At 46.7% G+C, this 26647-nt stretch carries 22 protein-coding genes; 9 read left to right on the top strand and 13 right to left on the bottom strand.

Annotated features, from left to right (window positions below):
- The first annotated feature begins 5 nt into the window (after positions 1–5).
- Entirely contained in the window at positions 6–1577 is a 1572-nt protein-coding gene (locus LDX50_RS00825; protein ID WP_225696506.1) for an NAD(P)/FAD-dependent oxidoreductase, read from the top strand.
- Positions 1574–1939 carry a CoA-binding protein gene (locus LDX50_RS00820; protein WP_225696505.1) on the top strand — a complete coding sequence of 122 codons (366 nt, stop codon included), beginning with the start codon at positions 1574–1576 and terminating at the stop codon, positions 1937–1939. The genes LDX50_RS00825 and LDX50_RS00820 overlap by 4 nt, the downstream gene beginning before the upstream one ends.
- On the opposite strand, the gene LDX50_RS00815 is transcribed toward LDX50_RS00820, so the two are convergent.
- A complete protein-coding gene (locus LDX50_RS00815; protein ID WP_225696504.1) occupies positions 1936–3195 on the bottom strand; it encodes a leucine-rich repeat domain-containing protein in 1260 nt (419 codons plus the stop codon). The two genes, LDX50_RS00820 and LDX50_RS00815, sit on opposite strands and share 4 nt — an antisense overlap.
- Before the next feature lie 95 nt (positions 3196–3290).
- On the opposite strand from LDX50_RS00815, the gene gyrB reads away from it, so the two are divergent.
- Entirely contained in the window at positions 3291–5249 is a 1959-nt protein-coding gene (gene gyrB / locus LDX50_RS00810) for a DNA topoisomerase (ATP-hydrolyzing) subunit B (RefSeq protein ID WP_225696503.1), read from the top strand.
- Between the two features lie 32 nt (positions 5250–5281).
- Positions 5282–7453, top strand: a complete 2172-nt coding sequence (gene ppk1 / locus LDX50_RS00805; RefSeq protein ID WP_225696502.1) for a polyphosphate kinase 1 — start codon at positions 5282–5284, stop codon at positions 7451–7453.
- Here ppk1 and LDX50_RS00800 read toward each other — a convergent pair.
- The gene (locus tag LDX50_RS00800) at positions 7446–8345 is read right to left on the bottom strand and encodes a Ppx/GppA phosphatase family protein (RefSeq protein ID WP_225696501.1); all 900 of its coding nucleotides are present in this window, start codon (positions 8343–8345) and stop codon (positions 7446–7448) included. The two genes, ppk1 and LDX50_RS00800, sit on opposite strands and share 8 nt — an antisense overlap.
- A gap of 63 nt (positions 8346–8408) precedes the next feature.
- On the opposite strand from LDX50_RS00800, the gene LDX50_RS00795 reads away from it, so the two are divergent.
- The 3 genes from LDX50_RS00795 (at position 8409) to LDX50_RS00785 (ending at position 12173) form a co-directional block, all read left to right on the top strand.
- Positions 8409–9416, top strand: a complete 1008-nt coding sequence (locus tag LDX50_RS00795; protein WP_225696500.1) for a homocysteine S-methyltransferase family protein — start codon at positions 8409–8411, stop codon at positions 9414–9416.
- Between the two features lie 11 nt (positions 9417–9427).
- The gene (locus LDX50_RS00790; RefSeq protein ID WP_225696499.1) at positions 9428–9868 is read left to right on the top strand and encodes a DUF6265 family protein; all 441 of its coding nucleotides are present in this window, start codon (positions 9428–9430) and stop codon (positions 9866–9868) included.
- Between the two features lie 106 nt (positions 9869–9974).
- Entirely contained in the window at positions 9975–12173 is a 2199-nt protein-coding gene (locus tag LDX50_RS00785; RefSeq protein ID WP_225696498.1) for a bifunctional alpha,alpha-trehalose-phosphate synthase (UDP-forming)/trehalose-phosphatase, read from the top strand.
- Here the strand turns inward: LDX50_RS00785 and LDX50_RS00780 are convergent.
- From LDX50_RS00780 to LDX50_RS00740, 9 genes are all read right to left on the bottom strand, one after another.
- The gene (locus LDX50_RS00780; protein WP_225696497.1) at positions 12170–13951 is read right to left on the bottom strand and encodes a glycoside hydrolase family 15 protein; all 1782 of its coding nucleotides are present in this window, start codon (positions 13949–13951) and stop codon (positions 12170–12172) included. The two genes, LDX50_RS00785 and LDX50_RS00780, sit on opposite strands and share 4 nt — an antisense overlap.
- 3 nt (positions 13952–13954) lie before the next feature.
- Positions 13955–14920, bottom strand: a complete 966-nt coding sequence (locus tag LDX50_RS00775) for an ROK family protein (protein ID WP_225696496.1) — start codon at positions 14918–14920, stop codon at positions 13955–13957.
- A complete protein-coding gene (locus LDX50_RS00770) occupies positions 14917–15771 on the bottom strand; it encodes a hypothetical protein (protein ID WP_225696495.1) in 855 nt (284 codons plus the stop codon). Before LDX50_RS00770 ends, LDX50_RS00775 begins: the two co-directional genes overlap by 4 nt.
- 1 nt (position 15772) lies before the next feature.
- Entirely contained in the window at positions 15773–16756 is a 984-nt protein-coding gene (gene pfkA, locus LDX50_RS00765) for a 6-phosphofructokinase (RefSeq protein ID WP_225696494.1), read from the bottom strand.
- A gap of 123 nt (positions 16757–16879) precedes the next feature.
- A complete protein-coding gene (locus LDX50_RS00760; RefSeq protein WP_225696493.1) occupies positions 16880–17260 on the bottom strand; it encodes a methylglyoxal synthase in 381 nt (126 codons plus the stop codon).
- A gap of 22 nt (positions 17261–17282) precedes the next feature.
- Entirely contained in the window at positions 17283–18659 is a 1377-nt protein-coding gene (locus tag LDX50_RS00755; protein WP_225696492.1) for a vWA domain-containing protein, read from the bottom strand.
- Positions 18660–18723: 64 nt separating this feature from the next.
- Positions 18724–19173, bottom strand: a complete 450-nt coding sequence (bcp, locus tag LDX50_RS00750) for a thioredoxin-dependent thiol peroxidase (protein WP_225696491.1) — start codon at positions 19171–19173, stop codon at positions 18724–18726.
- 3 nt (positions 19174–19176) lie between these two features.
- Positions 19177–21072, bottom strand: coding sequence for a M23 family metallopeptidase (locus tag LDX50_RS00745; protein ID WP_225696490.1), 1896 nt, complete (start codon positions 21070–21072; stop codon positions 19177–19179).
- Positions 21059–21670: a fumarylacetoacetate hydrolase family protein gene (locus LDX50_RS00740; protein ID WP_225696489.1), complete on the bottom strand. Its 612-nt coding sequence runs from the start codon at positions 21668–21670 to the stop codon at positions 21059–21061. Before LDX50_RS00740 ends, LDX50_RS00745 begins: the two co-directional genes overlap by 14 nt.
- Before the next feature lie 111 nt (positions 21671–21781).
- On the opposite strand from LDX50_RS00740, the gene LDX50_RS00735 reads away from it, so the two are divergent.
- On the top strand, positions 21782–22576 hold the full coding sequence (locus tag LDX50_RS00735) for a M48 family metallopeptidase (RefSeq protein ID WP_225697560.1): 795 nt from the start codon (positions 21782–21784) through the stop codon (positions 22574–22576).
- On the opposite strand, the gene LDX50_RS00730 is transcribed toward LDX50_RS00735, so the two are convergent.
- Both LDX50_RS00730 and LDX50_RS00725 read right to left on the bottom strand, forming a co-directional pair.
- Positions 22573–23379: a 3'-5' exonuclease gene (locus LDX50_RS00730; RefSeq protein ID WP_225696488.1), complete on the bottom strand. Its 807-nt coding sequence runs from the start codon at positions 23377–23379 to the stop codon at positions 22573–22575. The two genes, LDX50_RS00735 and LDX50_RS00730, sit on opposite strands and share 4 nt — an antisense overlap.
- A gap of 8 nt (positions 23380–23387) precedes the next feature.
- The gene (locus tag LDX50_RS00725; protein WP_225696487.1) at positions 23388–24752 is read right to left on the bottom strand and encodes a UDP-N-acetylmuramate--L-alanine ligase; all 1365 of its coding nucleotides are present in this window, start codon (positions 24750–24752) and stop codon (positions 23388–23390) included.
- Between the two features lie 371 nt (positions 24753–25123).
- Between LDX50_RS00725 and dnaB the strand changes: the two genes are divergently transcribed.
- The gene (gene dnaB / locus LDX50_RS00720) at positions 25124–26647 is read left to right on the top strand and encodes a replicative DNA helicase (protein WP_225696486.1); all 1524 of its coding nucleotides are present in this window, start codon (positions 25124–25126) and stop codon (positions 26645–26647) included.

The raw sequence follows: 26647 nt of genomic DNA, 5'->3' as shown, positions 1-26647 counted from the left end.
GTCCTGTGAAAAAAACCATTCAGCTCACATTGCCACCCGAAAAAGGGTATGATGAGAATTTGCTTTTGGAAGAAGTCCGCCGAAAAGCCAAAATGCCTTCGGCCGATGTGCGGATTATGCGTCGTTCAATCGATGCGCGACGGTCCCCTGTGAAAGTAAATATTGCAGCCGAAGCATTTCTGAACGAGCCGCTGCCTGAATTGATTTCATATCATACTAACTTTCCCGACGTAAGCAGCGCTCCCGAGGTAATTATCGTTGGGGCAGGTCCGGCAGGAATGTTTGCCGCACTGCGATTGATCGAGCTCGGACTGCGCCCTGTAATCATTGAGCGTGGAAAAGATGTTCGCGCACGGCGCAGGGACCTGGCGGCCATCAATAAGGAACACAAGGTAAATCCCGATTCAAATTATTGCTTTGGAGAGGGTGGGGCCGGAACCTATTCGGACGGAAAATTATACACCCGATCGAAAAAAAGGGGCGATGTCCAGCGAATTCTGGAAATACTTGTAGCCCATGGTGCAACTGAAGAAATTCTTTTTGAGGCACATCCGCATATCGGGACTAACAAGTTACCGCAGATTGTGACCAATATCCGGGAAAGTATACTTCGGGCTGGTGGTGAAATTATGTTTGATACCCGGGTGACCGGATTTTTGCAGGACTCTTCAGGTATGAAGGGAGTACGCCTGGCTGATGGTGGTAAACGGGACGGAATCAGTGTTTTACTGGCAACCGGCCACTCGGCGAGGGATATATTTCAATTGCTGGTGAACAGTTCGATTCCGGTTGAACTTAAGCCGTTTGCCCTTGGTGTTCGTATTGAGCACCCGCAGGCGCTGATTGATGAAATACAGTATCATTGCACAGGACCGCGTAATGAACATTTGCCTGCATCTTCCTACTCGCTGGTGTACCAGGCGCGACACCAGGGAATTGCAAAAGGGGTCTTTTCCTTCTGCATGTGCCCTGGCGGATTTATCGTTCCAGCTGCCACTCATGAAGGTGAGGTTGTTGTGAATGGTATGAGTCCGTCCCGGCGAAATTCTCGTTTTGCCAACAGTGGAATCGTGGTGGCTGTTGATGCGGCAGATTTTGTGGATTATGAACAATATGCAGAACTGGCCGGCATGCATTACCAGGCTGCAGTTGAGCAGCGTGCCTGTCAGGTTGCCGGTGGAACCCAGACAGCCCCGGCACAGCGGATGACAGATTTCATGAAAAGGAGGGTATCCGCCACGCTTCCCGATACATCCTATCAACCCGGTCTGATGTCTGTTGATCTGCATGAGGTTCTTCCCGTGCCTGTCGCAGCCCGACTGGAGCAGGGTCTGCGACATTTTGGTAAAATCATGAAAGGCTACCTCACCAATGAGGCACAGCTTGTGGGAGTGGAAAGCAGAACTTCCTCACCTGTTCAGATCCCCAGGGATAAAACCACGCTCGAGCATGTTGCGGTGCCGCGCCTTTTTCCTTGCGGGGAAGGAGCGGGCTACGCGGGAGGAATCGTATCGGCGGCAATGGACGGTGAACGATGTGCTGAAGCGATCCACCAACTTTATGCCAGAAAGAAATGAAAAGAACGGCCGTTATTGGAGCAACCACGAATCCTTCCCGCTATGCGTTCATTGCGGCGGAGATGCTGGTTGAATACGGGATCGATATCGTACTGCTGGGAATAAAGAAAGGACAGGTTGCAGGGCAGGATATACAGGATATACGGAATTTCCCGGATCCTGGCGAGATCCATACCGTCACACTTTACCTGGGTCCGGCGAATCAGGTGCCTTACTACGATTATATTCTTTCCTTAAAGCCGAAACGCATCATTTTCAATCCGGGTACGGAGAATCCGGAATTTGAGCGGATGGCACGTGAACGTGATATAGAGGTGGATGAGGCATGTACGCTGGTGATGCTGCGTGTTGGATTGTATTAATTTTTATCGATCAAATCCTCATATGAACCTTCGGTGCGGTAATTAATAATCGTTCCCCTTAGACGCATTTCTTCAAGTGCTTCCAACAGCTCGTCGTAACCCGGTCTGCTTTCATCCAGCGGGACGTTCAGATAGAAGAAGTACCTAAGATTTTTGAGTTCCGCAATTTCCACCGGAATGGATTCGATTGAATTCTCCGAGATGTCAAGATCATATAATTCGCCAAGGGTCAGGGCCGTTCCGGGAAATTCTGTCAGATAATTATTATTTACCCTCAGAACCCGAAGCTTTGATAGTTTTGACAGCTCTTCTGGGAGATAGCTGATGCGGTTATGATGTAAATATAATTCCTCCAGCTGCGAAAGCTCTCCAAGTGTCTCCGGGACCCTAAAAATCCGGTTGTTGGAAAGGTAAAGTACCTTCAGATTTTTCAGGTTTGAAATTTGCGGACTCACACTTTCAATTTCATTGTAATACAGATCGGCAATCTGAAGGGAATCCAGCCTGTAGAATGAATCGGGAAGCTCCGTAAGGTTATTCCGGTACAACATCAGGTGTTCGAGCCGATCGAGGGTATCAATCCAGTCGGGAAGAAATTTAATATTGTTATAGGCCAGCTGAAGGTCCTTAAGGTTGCGCAGCTCCTTTAAGCCTTCTGGGATCACCTGTACATCGCACCGGTTCATGGATAGAAGTTCCAGTCCGGTTAGCCTGCGAAGTCTTTTGTCTGAAATTACCAGGCAATTATTGCTGATAAGCAAATGTGTGAGCTGGTCGAATTTTCTTGTCCGCCGTGGAATATCGGTGAAGGAATTTCCCGACAAATTCAGGATCTGCAGACCACCAAGTCGTTTGAGGCGCCAGGGAATCTTTTTCAGTCCGTTGTCTGATACATCAAGCTCCTTCAGGGATACCCCCCGGCCTACCTTCAAACGGGTTTCGGCAAGGTTATTTTGGGAAAGGTTTAGTTTGTTCAGGGAGTCCAGCCGTAACAGCCGCTTGTCCAGGTTTTGAATGTTGTTCCGGGAAAGATCCAGGGTGCGAAGATTCGGAAATTCGAACACAAAATCAGGAATCCTATTCAACCGGGCATTCGAAAGGTTGAGATAATAGATAGTGTCCTTATTCGGAAGGTTTTTATACTTTTCTATCCTGAGCAAAGCCGCCCGGTACCGGTCTGATTCCCCGCGTTGGGCGGTTAGATCCGACATCGCAACGCTACAAAAAATCAGAATTAAAACTATTCGTCTGAACATTCTTCAAACTAAAAGATTAGTTGATAATAATGCAAGGAAAATGACCATAAAAGAGGCTGGAATTTTGTATTTTTGCCGGATTCTAATTGATAACTATGAGCGAAAAAGACACTAACAAGAAACAAGCATATTCAGCAGGTAATATTCAGGTACTGGAAGGACTGGAAGCAGTACGAAAGCGGCCCGCAATGTACATCGGCGATGTTGGCATAAAGGGATTACACCACCTGATTTGGGAAGTTGTAGATAACTCCATTGACGAGGCCCTGGCGGGGTATTGCGATAAGATCAGTGTCACAATAAATGAAGATAACAGCATCACGGTATCAGACAACGGACGTGGTATTCCAACCGATATGCATGAGAAGGAACAGCGGTCGGCACTTGAGGTGGTAATGACGGTACTTCATGCGGGAGGAAAATTTGACAAGGATACGTACAAGGTTTCCGGCGGATTGCACGGTGTGGGTGTTTCCTGTGTGAATGCACTATCTACACAGCTGATTGCCACGGTGAAACGGGATGGAAAGGTTTATCAGCAGGAATACAGCCGTGGTGTACCCAAAGCACCGGTTGCTGTGATCGGTGATACGGATGATAATGGAACCACAGTTCATTTCCTGCCCGACAATACAATATTTAATGAAACGGTTTATAAGTATGAGACCGTAGCATCACGAATGCGGGAACTCGCTTATCTGAATGCCGGGATTCACATTTATCTGAAGGATTTACGTGAAACAGATGATGACGGCCAACATCGATCCGACGATTTTTATTCTGAAGGTGGTCTGAAGGAATTTGTTGAATACCTTGACAGCACGAGGGAAAACCTGATCCCCGAGCCGATATTCATGAACAATGACACAGGTGAAATACCTGTTGAAGTGGCTATGAGTTATAACACCTCATACACCGAAAACGTGGTTTCCTATGTCAATAATATCAATACAATTGAAGGCGGAACACACGTGTCAGGTTTTAGAAGGGCGCTTACCAGAACCCTGAAATCCTATGCGGATAAATCGGGTTTGCTTGACAAGGTTAAAATTGACATCAGCGGGGATGACTTCAGGGAGGGGCTTACCGCCGTAATTTCGGTGAAGGTTCAGGAACCTCAATTTGAAGGACAGACCAAGACCAAACTTGGAAACTCCGACGTGATGGGTGCAGTGGATACAGTCGTAGGTGAGATGTTGAACATCTACCTGGAGGAACATCCGCGCGAAGCCAAAATGATCGTACAGAAAGTTGTTCTGGCTGCCCAGGCCCGTGCAGCAGCACGCAAGGCCCGTGAAATGGTTCAGCGGAAAAATGTTCTTTCCGGTACAGGGCTTCCCGGCAAGCTTGCTGATTGCGCGAACAGCGATCCGTCTGTTTGCGAGCTATACCTGGTAGAGGGTGATTCTGCGGGTGGATCTGCCAAGCAGGGCAGGGACCGGAATTTCCAGGCCATTCTTCCCCTACGGGGTAAAATCCTGAATGTGGAAAAGGCCCAGGAACACAAGATTTACGAGAATGAGGAAATTAAGAATATAATTACAGCCCTGGGTGTAAGCTTCGGAACGGAAGAAGATGACAAGGCGTTGAACATGTCGAAACTGCGTTATCATAAGGTAATTATTATGACGGATGCGGATGTCGATGGTTCGCACATTCGTACGCTCATCCTTACGTTCTTCTTCCGATATATGCATGCACTTATTGAAAAGGGTTATCTATACATCGCGCTTCCACCACTTTATCAGTTGAAAAAGGGTAAGCAGGAGCGCTATTGCTGGACGGAAGAAGAGCGGGAGATCCTGGTGAAGGAACTCGCCAAGGACGGCAAGGAAGATTCGGTTGGTGTTCAGCGTTACAAGGGTCTTGGTGAGATGAACCCGGAGCAGTTATGGACTACCACCATGGATCCTGAGCGTCGCAGTCTGAAGCAGGTCACGATCGATTCGGCCGCTGAAGCAGATCATCTCTTTTCCATGTTAATGGGTGATGAGGTGGCTCCGCGTCGTGAATTTATCGAGCGCAATGCCAAGTATGCGAAGGTAGATGTGTAAATTATTTTAGGAGAAAAGGACAGGAACAATTTATGATACTTAGTGAACGCGTTAAACGCCAGATTTCTGAGAGTGATTATATCAGTCGGGACCTGAGTTGGCTGCAATTTAATTATCGCGTTCTGGATCAGGCTATCAATGCAGATCGGAGTATTGTTGAGCGTCTCAAATTTCTCGCCATAACGGCCTCCAACCTGGATGAGTTTTTTACGATACGGGTTGGAAGCCTTTACAATTATATTGATTACGGAAAACAGCGTTTCGATTATTCCGGTCTGAGGGAACAGCCGTTTAAGCAGGTTCTTCTACAAAGGGCCAAGGAGTACACACATATTCAGCAGGATGTTTATCTCAATTCACTCCTGCCGATGTTTGAACATGCGGGATTCACAATTACCCCGTATAAAAAGCTCAGTGCAGACGAAAAGAAGAATGTGGCCGACTATTTCCAGTCGACGATCTATCCGATGCTCACCCCGATGGTTTACGATAGTTACCACACCTTTCCAATCCTGAATACGCACAGGCTCGTTTTTGGAGTTGTTACCCGAAGTCAGGACACTACAGAAAATAAAAAGCTCAGCTTTATCCAGGTTCCATCGAACCTGCCTCGCTTTTATGAAATTGAGAAGGATGATCAACTTCATTTTATTCCGGTCGAGGATATCATCCTGAATAATATCCAGCATCTTTTCCGGAATGTGGAAATCCTTTCCTCAAACCTGTTCCGAATTACAAGAAACGGGGATTTTACGCTGGATGAAAGTGATGATATTGAAGCGAACTTCCTGGAAGAACTGAAGACAAAGCTTAAAACACGGCGGACGGGCCGGGTTGTACGCATTGAGGTTTCCGGAAGACCCGACAGCTGGATGCTGAATGTGTTGAAGGATCGCTGGCAGCTGGAAGATGAAAATGTTTTCAGGATAAAGAAAAGGAGCCTCATTGATTTTACCGGGCTGTGGCAGATTGTAAATCATCATAATTTCCGGGACATGCATATGGTCATGCCCGATACCATTCCGCCATTGAGTTTTCCCAAGATCCGGGAACAGAATATTTTCGATGTTTTGCAGGAACGGGATGTATTGTTACACCATCCATACAACAGCATTGAGCCGGTTATTGATCTGCTGGAAAAGGCAGCGGATGACCCCGGTGTACTTGCCATAAAAATGACGATTTACCGGCTGGCACGGGATTCACGTGTCTCGGAGGCACTGCTGAAGGCCGCTGAAAACGGTAAGCACGTTTCGGTGCTGTTTGAGGTGAAGGCCCGTTTTGACGAAGAAAATAACCTGCGTGAAGCGCAACGGCTTCAGAAAGCCGGATGCTTTGTGATCTATGGGATCAGTAGCTTTAAAACACACACAAAACTTCTGCTCATTGTTCGCAAGGAAGGGCAACATGTACGCAGGTATCTTCACCTTTCAAGCGGTAACTATAACGAGTCGACCGCAAAGCTCTATACAGATCTCGGACTTCTTACGACTAATGAGGTCCTGGCACATGATGTAAGTGAGTTTTTCAATGTAATTACAGGCCATTCCATGCCTTCCATTTACAAGAGCCTGATCACGGCGCCGAAGGATATGCGTCAGCAGCTGATTGCAATGATCCGCAATGAGGCGGAGCATGCACGCCAGGGCAGGGAAGCGGGCATTGTTATTAAGATCAACTCACTTCAGGACAAGGAAACCATTGATGAACTCTATGCCGCTTCGCAGGCCGGAGTTCCGATCAAACTGATTATTCGCGGTATGTGCTGCCTGCGGCCGGGACGTACCGGTCTGAGTGAAAATATTCAGGTTATCTCCATTGTCGGTCAATATCTGGAGCATTCACGGATATATTATTTCCATAATGACGGTCAGTACAAGTTGTATATTGGTAGTGCAGACATGATGGTACGGAGTTTTGAGCGCCGGCTGGAATCTATTTTTCCGATCACTGACGATCTCCTGCGCAGGCAGATCAAGAATATTCTTCAGTATAACCTTAAGGATAATGTGAACGCATATGTAATGCAGGAAGACGGTTCATACGTTAAGAAGTTTCCAGATGGGGAGGATCCGTTCAATATTCACCTGGAATTCTATAAGGTGAATCGTGAAAATCTTGTTGATCTTGATCTTAGTATCGATTTTAAGCCTGCTGTTAAGGAAATGGAACGGCCGGAAGAGACAATCGAAGACCTTAATTAAAATTCATTTTTTCCTTTTCAAGGTGTTGTTCATACAGCCAGAGCATCATCCCGTCCTTCAGTCCGACCGAAGGAACAATGATGAAGTTGGCACCTGCCCATTCCATTACCTGGGAATAGATCTCTGATGCGGGAATTATCACATCAGCACGGTCGGGATTCAGCTGCAGATCGTTGATGCGTTCTTCCATAGTAAGTTCTGAAATCATATTGGCCGTCTCTTTCAGGCGACCCAGGGAGAGCTTGTCTTCAGCTTTACGTTGTGCCAGCTCATAAAGCTTATTAATGTTACCTCCTGTACCGACAGCTGTTAACGGACCTTTTAATTCTTTCGTCTTTTCCTGTATCCATCGCTTCATGCTGCCCCATACCTGTGGTGAGTCGAAATGATCCAGTCGTCTGACGGAACCGATTTTAAAAGACTGTGCGGCCACCTTTTTTCCGGATTTATAGATATTGAGTTCGGTACTGCCTCCACCAACATCGATATGCAGGTAATTCCTTTTCGTTTGCAGAAAGGAGGTGATTACATTATTGATGAGTAAAGCTTCCCGCTTGCCATCGATTATCTGGATTTTCAGCTTGATTTCTTCCTCGATTTCCCTGACGATAGCTGCCCCGTTTTCAGACTCGCGAAGTGCTGAGGTAGCACAAGCCATATAATCGTCAACCTCATACAGCTCGATCAGAATTTTGAATGCCCGCATCAGTTTCTTGAATTTCTTATACTTTAACGGACTGATCTTGCCCGTTTTGAAAACATCATGTCCCAGGCGAAGCGGGAAACGGACGTATTCAATCTTTTTGAAGGTTAATTCACCACGGGTATGTATCACCACGGATACCTGCAGGCGGATAGCATTAGACCCAATATCGATTGCCGCGAACTTCAATGATTCATTTTTTGTTAAGTTCTCACTAATTTAGTAGCTACGCACAAAGGAAACGAAATAATTATGTCGGCAATATCAGAAATTTTAAAAGAACGCATCCTTGTTCTGGACGGGGCAATGGGAACAATGATCCAGCGCCATAAACTGGAGGAGGAGGATTTCAGGGGGGAGCGGTTCAAGGATCATCCTCATGAACTGAAAGGCAATAATGATTTGCTGGCAATTACCCGACCGGATATCATCAAGGATATTCACAGGGCATACTATGAAGCGGGCGCTGATATCGCTGAAACCAATACATTTTCATCAACCACCATTGCTCAGGCGGATTATCACCTGGAGGACGCGGTACACGAAATTAATGTGGCGGCTGCACGATGTGCACGCGAGGTAGCCGATGAAATGACCGCTCTCGAGCCCCATAAACCTCGATTTGTGGCAGGTTCGATAGGACCGACAAATCGAAGTGCCTCCATTTCGCCGGATGTAAACAATCCCGGATTCCGATCTGTGAACTTTGATGACCTGGTCAAGGCATACGGAGAACAGGCTGAGTCACTGCTGGAAGGTGGTGTTGATATTCTGTTGGTTGAAACAGTTTTTGACACACTGAATGCAAAAGCAGCCCTCTTTGGAATTGAGCAGGTATTTGAGAAAACCGGGCAGCGTGTCCCGGTGATGGTATCGGGTACGATAACGGATGCCAGTGGAAGAACACTTTCTGGTCAGACCACACAGGCATTTCTTATTTCCCTGGAGCATATGCCGTTGTTAAGCATCGGTCTGAACTGTGCACTTGGCGCAAAGGAATTGAGGCCTTATTTACAGGTTCTGGATAAGAATGCTCCTTTCTTTGTTTCAGCTCACCCCAATGCCGGGTTGCCGAATGAATTTGGGCAGTACGATGAAACACCCGAAGACATGGGCCGGCAGATTGAAGAATTCCTGAAGGAAGGCCTGGTGAATGTGGTTGGAGGGTGTTGTGGCACAACACCTGATCACATCAGAGTCATTGCCAATCTGGCAGCAAACTACAAACCCAGAACTATCAAACAACCCGCATCTGTTTAAGCTCACAGATCATGCGAAATATTGGTATCATCGGTCTGGTTTTATTCATTGCTTCCTGTAAGCCGGTTGTTAAGCTTCCCGTGGAGGAAGAGTTTGGCTGGTTGGAGGCGAACTGGGTAAGCACAGACGGTAAGATGGGGGAGGACTGGACATATATTTCAGCTGAAGACCGCCTCGAAGGCAGCGGCTGGGAGCTTCAAAGCGGGGACACCGTTCAGACTGAGATCATGCAAATTCTGAGTAGAAGGGATAAGTTATTTTTCATGGCGGATACAGGTGAAGGATCCCCCGTGTATTTCGAGATTACTGAAAAGGGCTCCGGTTATTTCGTAGCCGGCAATCCATTCCATGACTTCCCGACCAGGATCGAATACCGGCGAACTGGTGATCGCCTGAACGCTACTGCCGCTAACGATGATCGTACGGTAAACTTCGTATTTGTGCGTAAATAGGTTCCTGTTTAACCTCTTCGTTTATTTTTTGTTATTAATTTGTGATTTGAGGGATTCAGGCGATGGCATAATGGTTTTTCGCGTGTGAATTTGGTAAATTCAAGGCATGTCCAGAACAATAATAATTTCAAACAGGCTTCCGGTAAAAATTTCAAGAACGGCAGAGGGTGAGCTGTCCTTCAGACCCAGTGAAGGTGGTCTGGCCACAGGATTGGGTTCAATATATAAAGAAGGGGATAACCTGTGGATTGGCTGGCCCGGCATTCATTTCCAGGATGAGGAGGAGGAATCTTTTGTAAAAAAGGAGCTTCTGAAGGAAAATATGCTTCCGGTGGATCTCACTACCGAAGAGATCAAGCTTTATTACGAGGGATTCAGCAATGAAACTTTATGGCCGACATTCCATTATTTCAATCAGTACGCCCTCTATAAAAAATCGTACTGGCAATCCTACGAAAGGGTCAATCAAAAATTTTGCGACGCAGTCCTGGCTGTAGCCAACCCGGATGATACGATCTGGGTACACGATTATCAATTGCTGTTATTACCAGATCTGATACGGGATAAGCTACCTCATGTGAGTATAGGTTTCTTTTTACATATACCTTTTCCATCTTTTGAGGTATTTCGTCTGCTGCCATGGAGACGTCAGCTGCTGGATGGCGTACTGGGGGCCGATCTGATAGGCTTTCATACCTATGATGATATGCGCCACTTCCTCAGTGCGGTGAGTCGCATCTGTTTTTTGAGCAATCATCACGGGCAGATTACCAAGGATGGCCGTATTGTTGAAATCGATGCCTTTCCGATGGGTATCGACTATGATAAATATGCAAGGTCTTCTGCTGCGCCGGAAACATTGAGCAGGGAAGTGAAGTATCGTACTTCACTGGGTGAAGTAAAACTAATGCTGTCGATAGACCGGCTGGATTATTCAAAAGGAATTGCCGCAAGGCTTCAGATCTTCGATTTATTTCTGGAGAAATACCCGCAATACCAGGGTAAAGTATCGCTTCTGATGGTCGTGGTTCCTTCCCGCGACAGCGTTGACAAGTATAAGGACCTGAAGGAGGAGGTGGATTTGCTGGTAGGCCGGGTAAACGGAAAATACGGTTCGGTTAACTGGACCCCCATACATTATTTTTACAGGTCGTTTCCTTTGGAGGACCTTTCAGCGTTTTATCGTATTGCCGATGTGGCGCTCGTTACACCAATGCGTGATGGCATGAACCTGGTTTGCAAGGAATTTGTTGCCAGCAAGCTGGATCAGAAAGGGGTATTGATCCTGAGTGAAATGGCAGGAGCGTCAAAGGAACTTTCTGAAGCCATCATTGTAAATCCTAACGACAAACACCAGGTGCGTGATGCGATCAAGAAAGCCCTCGAGATGTCGGAGGATGAGCAGGTGAAGCATATGGAGATCATGCAGGCAACCTTGAAAAAATTTAATATTCATCATTGGGTAGAGCTTTTCATGCAACGCCTGGATGAAGTAAACCAGAAACAACTGAAGATGAACACCAAGCTTCTAGACGAGAAAATTGAAAGTGAAATGCAGGATTCCTTCGCCTCCAGTGAGGATCGCATGCTCTTTTTGGATTATGATGGTACGTTATCACCGTTTACCGGGAATCCACAGGATGCCTCTCCTGATGAGGAGCTAATGGAGATTCTCACGCACTTATCACAAATTGAAAATACACGTGTGATTGTGATCAGCGGAAGAGATCGCCATACACTCGAAAAATGGCTGGGAGACTTACCAATAGAATTTGTAGCAGAACATGGCGTCTGGATGAAGTGGAATGGTGAAGGCTGGATGTTACTGGATTCCCTCGATGCGTCCTGGAAAAATGATATTCGTCCGATTCTTGATATTTATGTAAACAAGACGCCGGGATCGTTCGTGGAGGAAAAGGATTACTCGTTAGTATGGCATTACCGCAAGGTGGAAACCGGGCTTGGAGAACTGCGTGCGCGGGAAATCATCAGCCACCTGAAATACCTGGCAGTGAATATGAATCTTCAGGTTCTCGAGGGTAACAAGGTTGTCGAGATCAAAAATCTTGAAGTGAATAAAGGGAAGGCCGCTGCCCGCTGGCTGGAGGATGACATGCAGAACACCTTCATCATGGCAGTTGGTGACGACTGGACAGATGAAGACACCTTCAAGGCGATGCCGGAAAGCGCCTTTACCATCAAGGTAGGAGACAGGCGTAGCGCCGCCAGATTTAGTGTACGTGATCATTCCGTAGTTCGGCGGATTCTACGGGAACTCGGCAATGTGAATGTATCGCAGGACTAAATGAAGTTAGGCCGGTCGAGTTTACGGCTAATTCTATAGGCTGCATTCACCAATCCGACGTGGCTGTAGGCCTGCGGGAAATTCCCCCACATAGAACCGGTTTTGGCTTCAACATCTTCACTCAGCAGACCCAGATGATTGCTGTACTTCAGGAGGTTTTCAAATGCCTCAATCGCCTCATCGATGCGTCCCACACTCGTTAGTGCCTCTACATGCCAGAAGGCACAGATCAGAAAGGTCGTTTCCGGTGCACCGAAATCATCCTTATGAAGGTATCTGTAAAATAACCCCTCTTTTGATTTCAGCTCATGCTCCATGGCTTTGAGGTGATCAGCAGCCATAGCCGAGCCAGGTTCCAGGTAATTCATCAGGATAAGCTGTAAATTGCTCGCATCCAGATTTGGAGATCCAATAGCCTGCGTATATACTTTGCGCTCAGGATCATAACATTCTTCAATTTTTTCCGAGGCTCGTTTGGCCAGTCGGGTTGCCTGTTCCACGATCTTTTGATCACTAAATGCCTTACCAATTTTGATTGCGGCCTGACTCCCTGCCCAATGAAAAAGGTAGGTGTAGCAATGGAACTGGCTGAGTGTTCTGAATTCCCATAATCCGGCATCCGGTTCTTCCATAAGTGATTCAATCCGTTCAAGGATCTGCCGGATCATTTTAAGCGATTCCGAACGTTCCCGGTTGATAAAACGACTGTCTATGAAAAGTGGAAGCAGGGTTAGCAGAATTTGACCGTAAACGTCATTCTGAATGTGTGTGTAGGCCTGATTTCCTACGCGGACAGGTGTATTTCCTTTATATCCTTTGAGCGGTAAAATTTCTTCAACCAGGTGCTCCTTACCCGTTATTCCATACAGTGGCTGAAAGCGATCCTCGGTTTTAACAGAAATGTTTACAATGTAGTTGAAGTAATTCTCAAGCTCCTCGAAGTGTCCGATATTATTGAAAGCTGTGAGGGTGTAATAAGTGTCTCTCATCCAGCAATAACGATAATCCCAGTTCCGGCCGCTTCCCGGCGCTTCGGGCAGACTTGTTGAACCGGCAGCAATGATGGCGCCTGTATCTTCATACTGATGAATTTTCAAAACCAGCGCACTACGGTTTATGGCTTCCTGGTGAAAGTTGCTTACACTCATGTTCTTTACCCAACCCTGCCAGTACAGTTTGGTGCGGTCGAGGAATGCTTCGCAGGTACTCTGCAAGGGTGCTTCCAACGGGGCTCCATAGGTGAGTACCAGGTATTTGGGCTCGTTCAGTACAATTGAGCGCTTCTCAACGATATATGAAATAGAGAAGTTTGTCGTCAGCCGAAGTTCTTTTTCCAAACCGAGGTATTCAATATGGTTACTTGCCTCATATTGCTCGGGATTGAGCTTGCCGTAATTGCCCACCGGTTTGCAATTGACGATTACTGTAGGCTCGCCTTCGAGGGGCTCAATCTTTCGGATGAGCATCAAGGGTTTGTAGTAGCGCTCATAATTATGGAAGCGTGGCGCGAAATCAGTTATTCTGTATCGCCCACCCGCGGATGAGACATCCGTACACAGGATATTTGTATTCTCTATATAAAATTGCTCGGTGCTCCAGTCAGCCTCAGTCGGCTTAATGGAAAATTCACCTCCCAATTCATCATCGAGCATGGCTCCAAAAATGAAGCTGCTGTCGAATCTCGGCCAGCACATCCATTCGATATTCGTGTTTTTATGTATATGTGCCTGATAGGAACAATTCCCTATCAGTCCGTAATCATAGGTATGTCGGCTCATAAATTAGAATTCGTTTTGCTTGAAGTAATCTACAATGAGACTGGATGCCCCAAGGATTGGTGCGGTCTGATTCCCCAGACCGGATGGCAGTACATTTACTTTGTTTTTATAAATGGGCATGAGGTTAGCTTCCATATGCCGAATGGTAGGTTCGAAAATATGCTTCCCTGCCTGTGAAAGACCACCCAGGATAAAAATGGCTTCCGGATCCAGATGGGCAACGGTATCCGCCAGTTTTTGTCCGAGTATCTTTCCGGTATATTCAAATGACTTTTGTGCGACAAAGTCTCCGCGCTCTGCAATCTCAGTGATCATTTTTGTGGAAAGGTCATTGAAACTGATATCGCGTAGTTCGCTGTCTGACGTATAATCTGCCAGTAATTTAAATATGGTTCTCTTGATCCCGGTGGCGGAAACATAGGTTTCGAGGCACCCTTTTCTACCGCACCCGCACTGTCGTCCATTCGGATTTACGGTTACATGACCGAGTTCAGCAGCGAACCCCTGGTGCCCGTGAACCAGTTTCCCGTTGGTTACAATACCAGATCCAAGCCCGGTACCCAGAGTGATCACGACGAAGTCGTTCATTTTCTTTGCATGCCCGTAGATCGCCTCGCCCATTGCAGCAGCATTGGCGTCGTTGGTAGCAACTACAGGAACATTAAAATCTTCCTGCATGTATTTTACAATCGGTACGCCTTTCCATGGCAGGTTAACCGCCTGTTCGATCGTTCCGGTATAATAACTGGCATTCGGGGCTCCTACACCGATACCCCGGATTTTGAGGGTTGGATCCACGGAATTAATCCCCGCCCAGATCGCCTCTTCAAGGTCATTCAGGAATTCACGAAAATCCGGATTCTGTGTATTTACGCTGCTCTGAAAGATTACGTTTCCCTGGTGGTCTACCAACCCGAATTTGGTGGTGGTCCCGCCGATATCAATGCCAACTATTATTTCCTTGTTCATGCAGATTTTAATTTATTTTCATGGTAGGTGATCAGACCTTCGATGGGTTCTTTCAGGAACATACCCGTTTTTACCTTGAATTCCCGTGCCACCTCGTTCAGGAGTTCCTGAAAATAATAGGCAACCGAACCGGTGAAATGAACAGTCACCTGCTGATGTTTCGGGAATGAAGTAATCTGAGTTTCGAAAAACTTCCGAAAACCTTTCAATAACATATTTTTGAAATAAGGGCTTTCCTGGTGCGTCTGGATAAATGGCATGAAGGAAGCCAGGTAAACATTTGCATAAGGCTCCTGGTAGACTTTTTCCAGTATGTCGTCCCTTGTCAGCTGGTAGGAATTTTCAAATTCCGACTGTATTTCTGCCGGTAGCTTTCGATAAAGGAAGGCATTAAGTAATTGCTTACCAAAATATGCGCCGCCGCCTTCATCCCCCAAAATGTAGTCCAGCGCCGGAACTTCCTGCCGTACGATGTCACCGTCATAGTAGCACGCGTTAGATCCGGTTCCCAGGATAGCGGCAATAATGGGTTCCCCCCGGTAGGTGGCCAGGGCAGAGGCGACAATGTCATGATTCACCACACGGTGCGCCCTGGTAAAAACGACGGACAAGGCATTTCTTACAATGTTCTGACGGCTTCGGCTGCTGCAGCCTGCACCATAAATGAAGACAGCTTCTGTGTCCCGCGCATGTTCTGTAAGGACTGCTGATGACTGTATTATCGCTGCAATATCATCTTCATCGTGAAAGAGCGGATTAATGCCCCGGGTACTGCAGCGAACAACTTTGCCCTGGACATGTAAAATTGCCCAGTCGCACTTTGTTGATCCGCTGACACCGATTATCGTCATATCAGATAGCAAGAATTTTTGCGATTCGGAGTGCTTCTGCCTCAATCTCTTTCTCCTTGCTCATCGTCAGCTCAAAATCATTATAAACTATTTTACCATTCTGAATGCCTACCATGACATCGGTCTCGCCCTGAAGCAATCCCTCAATCGCGGCAACACCCATCCGGCTGGCCAGAACACGGTCGAAATATGTTGGTGCGCCTCCGCGTTGCAAATGTCCTAATATGGTTACTTTGGTATCGTAATAGGAATATCGTTCCTTCACCTGCTGAGCGATTTCGAGGGCATTACCGCTCTTACCGCCTTCGGCTACCACAACCAGGCTTGATTTTTTATTATTTCGGGCGGTTTCATCAAGCTTTTCAATCAACTGGTCGATCGTCGTTTCTTCTTCCGGGATGATGATTGCTACTGCACCTCCGGCGATTCCACTGTTAATGGCAATCTGGCCGCTGTCTCGTCCCATTACTTCAATAAAGAATAGCCGGTTATGGGAGAGGGCAGTATCCCGTATCTTATCGATTGCATCGACGGCTGTATTTGTCGCTGTATCATAACCAATTGTGTAATCTGTTCCCGCCAGATCATTGTCGATCGTTCCCGGGATGCAAATTACAGGCATTTTGTATTCCTCATAGAACTTATGGAGGCCTGTAAAGGTACCATCACCGCCAATCGCTACTAAAGCATCAATATGACGAGCCTTTAAATGCTGGTATGCCTGTGCCCGACCTTCCTCGGTTCTGAATTCCTTGCTTCTTGCTGATTTGAGGATCGTTCCGCCCCGCTGAATGATATTTGAAACAGACCGGGCATTTAGTTTGACCAGATCATTTTCTATCATGCCTTCGTAGCCGCGGTATATCCCGAAAATTTCTTTCTTATAATAAATGCTTGCACGTACCACTGCCCGTACAGCAGCGTTCATGCCAGGTGCATCACCGCCGGAAGTGAAAACTGCAATATTCTTAATTTCTGGAGTCATTGGTTCAGTATGTTCAAACAGCTAAAATTAATCTAAAGAAATGGCCCGATGAAATTACATCACATCATTTTGCAATTTACATGTTCCGCAAACCTTTGCGGAAGGTTTTAACGGTTGTGCAAACTATGAATTTTTTGCCTGATCAGCGAAACTGCCCATGATCAGCAACCGGGCAGTGGCCGGATTTGTCGCCAGAGGGATGTCATGTACATCACAAAGGCGCATCAGCATTTGCACATCCGGTTCATGGGGATGCTTATCCAGCGGATCCCTGAAGAAGATCACCATATCCAGGGTTTTTTCTGCTGCCATTGCTGCAATCTGTGCATCACCGCCCAGCGGTCCGGATAATACTTTTTCTACTTTCATTCCAGTATTCTGTACGTGTCCGCCGGTGGTGCCTGTGGCGACCAGTTCTGCGTCCTGCAGGAAATCCTTATGCTTCAGAAGGAAGGCTACCATCTCAGGTTTTTTACCGTCGTGTGCTATGATCGCTATTTTCATTGTGCATATTCTTATCGATTGACTAAAATAACTTTATAAGTGAGGATTGTCCCTCCTTCACTGTAATATTCTTAACGGATGTGTATTTACTGCCTGGAGCCATGCGTGCCCTGAATACAATCCGGTACTGCCCGGGTTGCAATGCGATAGCCATTCGCTGGCCGCTGTGATTAATGTCGCAAACCCACGTGAGTGAGCCGTCATTCTGCAGAACATATACACTGCCAAAGCCCCCGGCGGCATGATCCATATTTACTATACCCGGGGAAGCGATTTCTACCGTTTTCTCCAGCCCGGTAGTAATCTCCACATTGCGTACCATGGTTCGGGGCAGCGTCAGGAATTCTATGTCATAGTTTCCGCTTAGATATTCCTGCCTTGAGTTTATATCCTGAGCATGGAACCAGTTTTCACGACCCGGGATTCGAATGATTGCCTTCAGGCCGGGACCATATACACCCGCACCGTCCTGCCTGAGGTTCAGTGTGCCCCTGGGCGCCTGAATGGCAACCACTGTATGTGCACCCGGGGTGAACTGTTGATATCCTTTGATCACAGGGGGGACGGTATTCACCCGAATGTGATAGGGAACAACCGGGTCCAGTTCCACCGAATCGGGCCTTCCCCGGTCATCACGGTAGTGAATAAAATCAAAATCGCTGTTATTTGTTACCGCATTAATGAAGGAAACATTAATGTTAGTCTGGTTGGATCGTCCGTTTTCATCCTGGATATCCACGCTCACCGTGGACGTCTTCAGACTGGTCTCGATGGCCCGGGACAGGGCTACCCTGAATTGTTCAACATCATGGGCATCGTAGTAGGATCCCACACATTCAAAGGCGTCGCTGTAGGTTTCATCCATTCCGATCCCGATAATGAAAGGGCGCAGAAAGATGCCCTTTCGTTGTAATTCTTTCGAAATACGGCAAGGGTCGCCGTCACAGGATTCAATTCCATCGGTGATGATAATGATGATATTCCTGAATCCGTCCGATTGCGGGAAATCGTTTGCTGATTGCTCAAGGGAATAGGCAATGGGCGTGGTTCCCTTCGGTTGAATGGTTGCCAGCCGGGAGATGATCCGATCATGGTTTCCGGAGGAAAAGGGAATTTCCAGCTTGCTGTCAGTACAGTTTTGCACATCGCGGGCAAATCTGTGCCCATAAACCCGCAGTGCCAGTTCAAGATTGCGGTCGGCCCTGAGTGAATCCACCAGGTCTGAAAGAATCTCCTTGGCCATGGTAATCCTGTTGGTATTACCCCATGAAGCCAGCATACTGCCTGAGCCGTCCAGCAGGAACAGGATGCGTGTTTTTTCCGGTATCTGCTGTGTTACCTGCCCCGAAACGGGCAATCCAAGAGCCAGAATTAATATTAAACCTAAAAATGATCTCAAAATAAAAGGCGGTTCATTGAAATTACAACAAACCGCCCTTTTGCGCAAAAAGTGCTCTCTAATATCAATGAAGAATCTGCGAAGCGTGATCCTTTGTTTTTACTTTTTCAATGATGCGTTCAATTTTACCATTTTCATCGATGATGAAAGTTTTGCGGGCGGTTCCCATATACTTCCGTCCGTACATTGATTTTTCGACCCACGTGCCGTATTTCTCATGAATTTCTTTTTCGGTGTCGGCAAGTAAACGGAACGGGAGTTCCTGCTTCTCAATGAATTTCTGATGGGATTTTTCATTATCTGTGCTTACCCCCAGAATTTCATAACCTTCCTTTTGAAATTTTGAATAATTGTCACGAAGGTTACAGGCTTCCGCAGTGCAACCCGGTGTATTGTCTTTCGGGTAAAAGTATAAAACCACCTTTTTCCCCTTGAAGTCAGATAGTTTTACTGGATTGCCGTCCTGGTCATTAACCTTAAAATCGGGTGCCTTTTTTCCGGGTTCGAGTGCCATTGTCTAGTTGATTTTAGTGGTAAATTCTTTCACATTATTAACGTTGTCGGTCACAACAAGTTTAACATCTCCCGTAAATTTATCCGATTCAGATTTCTTTTCCGACCAAAGCAGCTTTTGTTTGTAATCGTAATACATTAATACCCATTTGCCGTTCACATAACAATTAAATGAATCGATGCCCGACAGGTCATCATCAATGCGGAACCTCAGCTTATCGGCACTCAGTGTAACCGCACTTACCGAGGGCGGACGGTCATCGGGAAGGAGCGTGAACCGACCCAATTCACGTGTGGTGAACACAAACTCATCTCCTTTCCAGGATCCTCCCTGGTAATACGCATTGTTTCCCGCATCAAGAATGTAAGCGGCATACTTCTCCCGATGGGAATATTCGAGTTGTGGCCGCAGGGTAAGGGTAACGTTTTTGCGAAGAGGAATTTCACCTGATCCAGCCGTGAAGTATTCACGGTTCATCGCGGCATCCTGTGCGTAGTCAGTTTGAAGATAAAGTGTATCAAATAATGCCTCAGCAGGAAATGCCAACTTCAATTCCCTTCGCTCGTAGGATTGTGCCAACCGGTGTGGAATCATTTGGTCGAATCCGAAAGAAATACTGTCTGTTCCGTAAATTGCGAGTTGGGGCAATCCCGCCCGCATGTCATGGAGATAAACCGCCTCTATATTTCCTGTAACGTAGTCGGGTTTCAACACAGTGCCGTCAAGTTGAAACTCTTTATTGCTTGCCACCGGTGCCGAAATACGCAGGGTGTTTTCCTGCAGCTGCCATGAAAGCTTGTCGCTGTTTACAGACCCGGCGACATTTTCAGACGGTTCCTTAACTTCAAGTTTGAAGGATAGTGTACTGCTGTTCCCATAACTGTCGGTCATGCGTATAAATACGGGGAGTGTACCAGACTGATAGGCGTGAATACGTCCTTTATGATCATCTACGGTGTAGAACCGAAGATAATTCCCGTCATCCACATATAGCTTGTGGAATCGCTCACCGTCGTTTCGCACCTGCTCATAATCCATGTGTTTCAAAATATTCCGCTGCTCATTGAAAGAGAACGTGGAAATATCATGCGAATATGTAGGTGAATCATTAATCGAAACTTCCAGCAGGTTTATGCCACAACGGAATCGGGTGTTGTCCAGGCGGTCATGCGCATATAATTCCATACCGATTACGCCGTGTACACTGATCGGCTGATCGATCACGTAATCATTACCTACCCGCTTAACCGCATACTCAAATCTTCCGAAGGTACCATTAACCCGTGATTCCTTCGTTAGTGTTTTAAGGGCAATTTTTTCTGCGACAGGTGGCGTATGATCGGGAATTTCATCGAAGCCAAAGGAGAGGGGGTTGAGCAAGTCCTGGTTTCTGTCGCGCAGGTCAAAATGCACATGAGGCCCGCCGGAAGAACCGCTGTTTCCCGAAAGCGCTACCACTTCGCCCTGTTTAACAGGAAATTCTCCTGCTTTAAAATAGAGCGTGAGTTCAAATGACTGCTGCTCATATTGCATTTGTTTTACATATTCAGCGACAGCGCCCTTAAATTCCTGCAGGTGGGCATAAACAGTGGTATGTCCGTTAGGGTGCTGAATATAGAGTGCATTGCCATATCCTCCCCGCGATACAGAAATCCGGGAAATATAGCCCGATGCTGCAGCGTGGACCGGAAGCCCGGTCCTTCCTTCAGTGCGAATATCAATGCCGGCATGGAAGTGGCTGGACCGCAGTTCGCCCATGGTCCCGGAAAGGCTGTTTCTCTCCCCGGGCTTGATGGGAAATATATAATAGTCATTGCGGGACGTATTGCCATTAGAGGCCTGGCCCTGACTGTAAAAATTTATACCAAGAAATATCAGAATGAAACTAGCGTACCTCAAAATCAAACATTTTTTCATTTTCTAAAAATCCGGCAAGTCTGTCTCCGGCAACAACCGGGCCAACACCTTTTGGTGTACCTGTAAAAATCAAATCACCGTTTTTCAGTGTAAAAAAACGGGACAGGTAGGATATTATATAGTCAAACGGGAAAAGCATGAGGCTCGTATTCCCTGACTGCCTGATTTCTCCATTAACCTCCAGGTGAAAGTTAATATTTCCCGGGTCAGGAAAATTACTAAGGGGGACAAAATGGGATATCGGTGCTGAATGATTGAATCCCTTGGCTATGTCCCAGGGCAGTCCCTTTTCCTTTGCCTTCTGCTGAAGATCCCGTGCAGTAAAATCAATTCCGAGACCAATCTGGTCATAATATTTGCTGGCAAATTTTTCCTCAATATGCTTGCCTTCACGATTGATTCTCAGAACAATTTCAACCTCATGGTGAATATCTTTACTGAATTCAGGATAATAAAATGGTTGATTGTCCCGTAATAATGCCGTGTCCGGTTTGGTGAAAATAACCGGCTCATCGGGTCGTTCATTGTTTAATTCGGCGATATGCTCAGCATAATTCCGACCAATTGCAAAAATTCTCATAGGAGTCAGATAAAAAATATTATTAGTTATGGCACGGACGTTGCATCAAATGCACATAATTGCAGGTATAAATTTGTTAAAAATCTTTGTTAATACGAAATGAACAAGACAATGTTGAAAAAAGTAGCTATAGTGTGGCTTACAGCTCTTTTTATTTATGGTTGTGCGACCGTTCCTGTGACCGGCCGTAAACAACTGAACCTGGTTTCAAATGAAGAGATTCTTCCGATGAGTTTTCAGCAATATAATGAGGTGCTGAAGGAAAGTAAACTTAGTCAGAACCAGGAGTGGACCCGTATGGTAAAACAGGTTGGAGCAAAAATCCAGGTCGCTGTTGAGACATACATGAAGGAAAAAGGCTATTCGGATCACCTGAACGGATATGAGTGGGAATTTAATTTGATTGAATCTGAAGTCATAAATGCATGGTGTATGCCTGGCGGAAAGGTTGCCTTCTATACCGGTATCATGCCCATTTGTGAAGATGAAGCAGGTGTGGCAGTGGTCATGGGTCATGAAATCGCTCATGCCGTGGCTAATCACGGAAGGGAACGAATGAGTGAAGGACTCGTTGCCAATGGACTCCTCGGTGGCTTGTCGGCAGCCGTCGGACAGAATCCCACTCTCACCCAGGAAATCCTGATGCAGTCGGCCGGTATCGGGACCCAGCTGGGTATGCTGTCCTTTTCACGTACACATGAATCAGAAGCTGATGAGATCGGACTCATTTTTATGGCCATTGCCGGCTATGATCCCCATGAGGCTCCGGAATTCTGGAAACGTATGGATCAGGGAGGCGAACTTCCACCTGAATTTCTCTCAACACACCCGCATCCGGCCACGCGTATAAAGGATCTCGAAGCGCAGATCCCTGAAGCTATGAAATATTACAAGGAGGGAAATTAACGTTTGTTGAAAGCTCTCAGCCGGATCTCGGTGAGTCGATTCTTTGTTTCCTGGGGGAAATCACCATTCATCATCCAGTCATAGTAGGAGGGTTCTTTCTGAAGAACCTCTTCTACAGGCCGGTTACGGTGTTTTCCGAAGTTGAAAACCTCAATTCCTTCGCTGTTAAATACCATTCTGCCGGCCAGGTCCACAAGATTCCCGGCGGTCAGTTCATGCAGGCTTTCAATATCATTTTGAACGATACCCAGTTTATTGCCAAGATTGTCCACCACATCCATGCCGTCATAACGCTCGACCTGCGCTTCAAGCACTGCCAGGGTGGCCAGGGTATCGGCTTCGGCACTGTGGGCATCGGTGAGTTCCTTGTCGCAATAAAATTTATAGGCAGCAGATAATGTGCGTTTTTCCATCATATGGAAAATCTTCTGTGCATCAACAATTTTTCGTTTCGACAGGTCAAACTGAATATCGGCACGAAGAAATTCTTCCACAAGCACCGGAACATCAAATTTTAGCACATTGAATCCACCCAGGTCACTGCCTTCGAGGAAGGATGCCAGGCTTTTGGCAATATTCCTAAAGGTGGGAGCGTCTTTCACGTCATCATCATAAATGCCGTGAATCAGGCTCGTCTCCACAGGAATCGGAATGGTAGGGTTCAGTCGGGTGGTCTTGACGATTTTTTCCCCGTCGGGCATAAGTTTAACCACGGAGATTTCAACGATGCGATCTTTCACGATGTTGGTTCCGGTTGTTTCCAGGTCAAAAATTGTGAGGGGATTTTTAAGATGTAATTTCATGTGATCAGTTAAGAGATGAGATTTGCAACACTGTGCATATCCATATTGTCGAATGTGCCTGAGCTCATCAGGAGTATGATTTGATCGGAAGTGCCGTTATCCAATGCATCCAGCAATTCCGTCTGATCAGTGAATACCCGGAGTCCTTCAGTATCAAACGACTTGGTGATCGCTGAGGGTTCAAGTACAGGTAATCTCTTGTGTTCCAGTGTTTTGGGGTTGAAGTAAACCATGGCTTCATCGGCGCCGTCCATTGTGCCCTTGTAATGAGGCAGGAACGATGAGGTAAGACTGCTGAAGGTGTGGAGTTCCAGGCATGCACGGATTTTTCGACCTGGGTATTGTTCCTTCACCGCATTGATCGTTGCCCGTACCTTCGAAGGGGCGTGAGCATAATCACGGAAAATGATGCTATTCCCGTTTTCGGCCAGCATCTCCAGCCGGCGGGAGGCACCTTCAAATGACCCAATGGCTTCATAAAACATTTCTTCAGAAATTCCCACCCGGCTCAGTACCTCTTTTGCACCCATCAGGTTCTGCAGGTTGTGTTTACCGAAAATCCTGAGCTCTACCCGCCCGCCCGGATGAATGAGTATGGTTTTACCATCCTTTACTTCATAGGAAGGGGTGCCGTAGGGGAGCCTGGTGACGTCGTCCCGATCAACTTCTCCGATTTTCTTTGCAACCGGATCCTCTTCACAGTAGGCCAGGCTGCCGGCCTTCGGTGTCAGATCAGCCAGTTTTTCGAACTGATTTATATATTCCGCTTCGGTGGGGAAAACATTGATATGATCCCACGATATACCACTGATGAGTGTGATATGATGTTGATATTTCAGGAATTTAGGTTCTCTGTCGATGGCAGAAGACAGATACTCATCTCCTTCTATTACAATAATCGGGGCATTTGAAAGACGAACGGTTGTAGGAAATCCTGGTACTTCGGCACCTACCGCATAATCGAAGGAACGATTGTGGAAGGCTAATATGTGCATGATCATCGAAGTAATGGTCGACTTTCCATGACTGCCGGTAATAACAATGCGCTGCTTGTTTTTTGATTGTTCATAAATGAATTCAGGGAATGAATACACCGGGATGTTCAGTTCCTGTGCCCGTTTTAATTCGGGATTGTCACTGCGCGCGTGCATGCCCAGTATGACAGCCGAGAGTCCTTCGTGAACCTTTTCAGGGAACCAGCCTTCCGCTTCCGGAAGCAATCCTGCGCCCTGAAGCTTTGACCGGGATGGTTCATAAATTTCATCATCCGATCCGGTGATAGTATAGCCGTTCTCGGCCAGCGCCATCGCCAGGTTGTGCATCAGACTTCCGCCAATGGCAATAAAATGCAGTTGATTGTTATTGTGGGTCATCCTTATCAAATTACGGGTCAAAAATAAGATAAAATATCGGAAATGGAGGATAAAATAGCATCGGATAAATAATGTGGATAACTCAAGGAATTTTGTTGATAAAGGTGTAATTTTTCCACACAAAGGTGCGATATTCGTGGATATACCGCTTGAATCCTGTGTATAACATGTTTTTAGCGCATACTGGAATCCGCCATTTTTGATCTCAGGCGATGTTCCCTGTGAATTAGGAGAGACGGACGGCAAGCTGCACAGAGAATTGTCATAGAATCAAATTATTTTTAGGTTTGAAGTCCAGATAAAATTACAACCACAAACACTACATGGAAAACAAATCAACGTCGCTGAGGGTCGGTCACAAGTCTAGCAGAATGGTTCGTGAAGTAGGAGAGAAACTTGGGAAGCTGCCCCCTCAGGCCGTTGATATGGAAGAGGCTGTTCTTGGAGCCCTGATGCTGGAAAAAGATGCGTTGTCGACCGTGATAGACATCCTCAAGCCGGAAAGTTTCTATCTTGATATTCACAAGGAGATCTACAGCGCCATCGTCATTCTGTTCAATAATTCAGAGCCGATCGATATGCGAACAGTGGTGAATCAGCTGCGTAAGAATGGTAAACTGGAGTTCGTGGGGGGTGCCTATTATATTGCAGAACTCACTTCTAAAGTCAGTTCTGCGGCGAATATCGAGTATCACGCACGTGTAATTACCGAGATGGCCATTAAGCGGGCGTTGATTCAGGTGGCATCGGAAATCCATCATGACGCATACGAGGATACTACCGATGTGTTCCACCTGCTTGATAAAACCGAGTCTTCACTATTTGAAATTTCAGAGGCAAATATTCGTAAGAATTACGAAAACATGCGTGCCCTGATGGCTCAGGCGATTGACGAGCTTCAGGAGCGTAAAAATCACAAAGACGGACTCACAGGGGTGCCATCAGGGTTTACTGCATTGGACCGTCTTACCTCCGGTTGGCAAAAGTCTGACCTGGTGATCATCGCTGCCCGTCCCGGTATGGGTAAAACCGCTTTCGTTGTATCTGCCTTACGCAATGCAGCCGTTGAATTTGATATGCCGGTAGCAATCTTTTCACTTGAAATGTCGTCGGTTCAGTTGGTAAATCGTCTGATCTCTGCGGAGGCGGAACTGGAAAGTGAAAAAATTAAAAAAGGAAATCTTGCTGAATATGAGTGGCAGCAGTTGATTCATAAAACAAGCAAGCTGAGTGAAGCGCCGATATTTATTGATGATACTCCGGCCTTGTCAATTCTTGAATTGCGTGCAAAATGCCGGCGTTTGAAGGCGCAGCACGATGTGCAGCTTGTGGTAATCGATTATCTCCAATTGATGAGTGGTGATTCATCCAAAGGTGGCGGGAACAGGGAGCAGGAGATTGCATCTATCTCCAGGGCGCTGAAAGGAATTGCCAAAGAACTTAATATACCGGTAATTGCCCTGTCACAGTTAAGCAGGGCGGTGGAAACACGGGGTGGAGATAAACGTCCGCAGCTGTCGGATTTACGTGAATCAGGTTCCATTGAACAGGATGCGGATATGGTAATGTTCCTCTACCGCCCGGAATACTACGGAATCACAGAGGATGAGAACGGCATGCCGACCCAGGGTGTTGGAGATGTAATTATCGCTAAACACCGGAACGGATCCCTCGATACGGTGTCGTTGAAATTCATTGGTAAGTTTACTAAATTTTCTGATCTGGATATGCCCGGATTTGCACGGGACTTCCCGTCTCCCGGCGGAGTTCCCGCTGAATTTGGCGAGGATTCCAATACAATTCGCCTCGGCAGCCGCCTGAATCAGTCAGGGGAAGACGATGATGATGATTTTTTCAATCGTCCGGCAGATGACGACGAAGGGGCGCCTTTTTAA

Source organism: Fulvivirga sedimenti (assembly GCF_020328055.1).
This window is presented reverse-complemented; position numbering and strand designations above follow the sequence as displayed.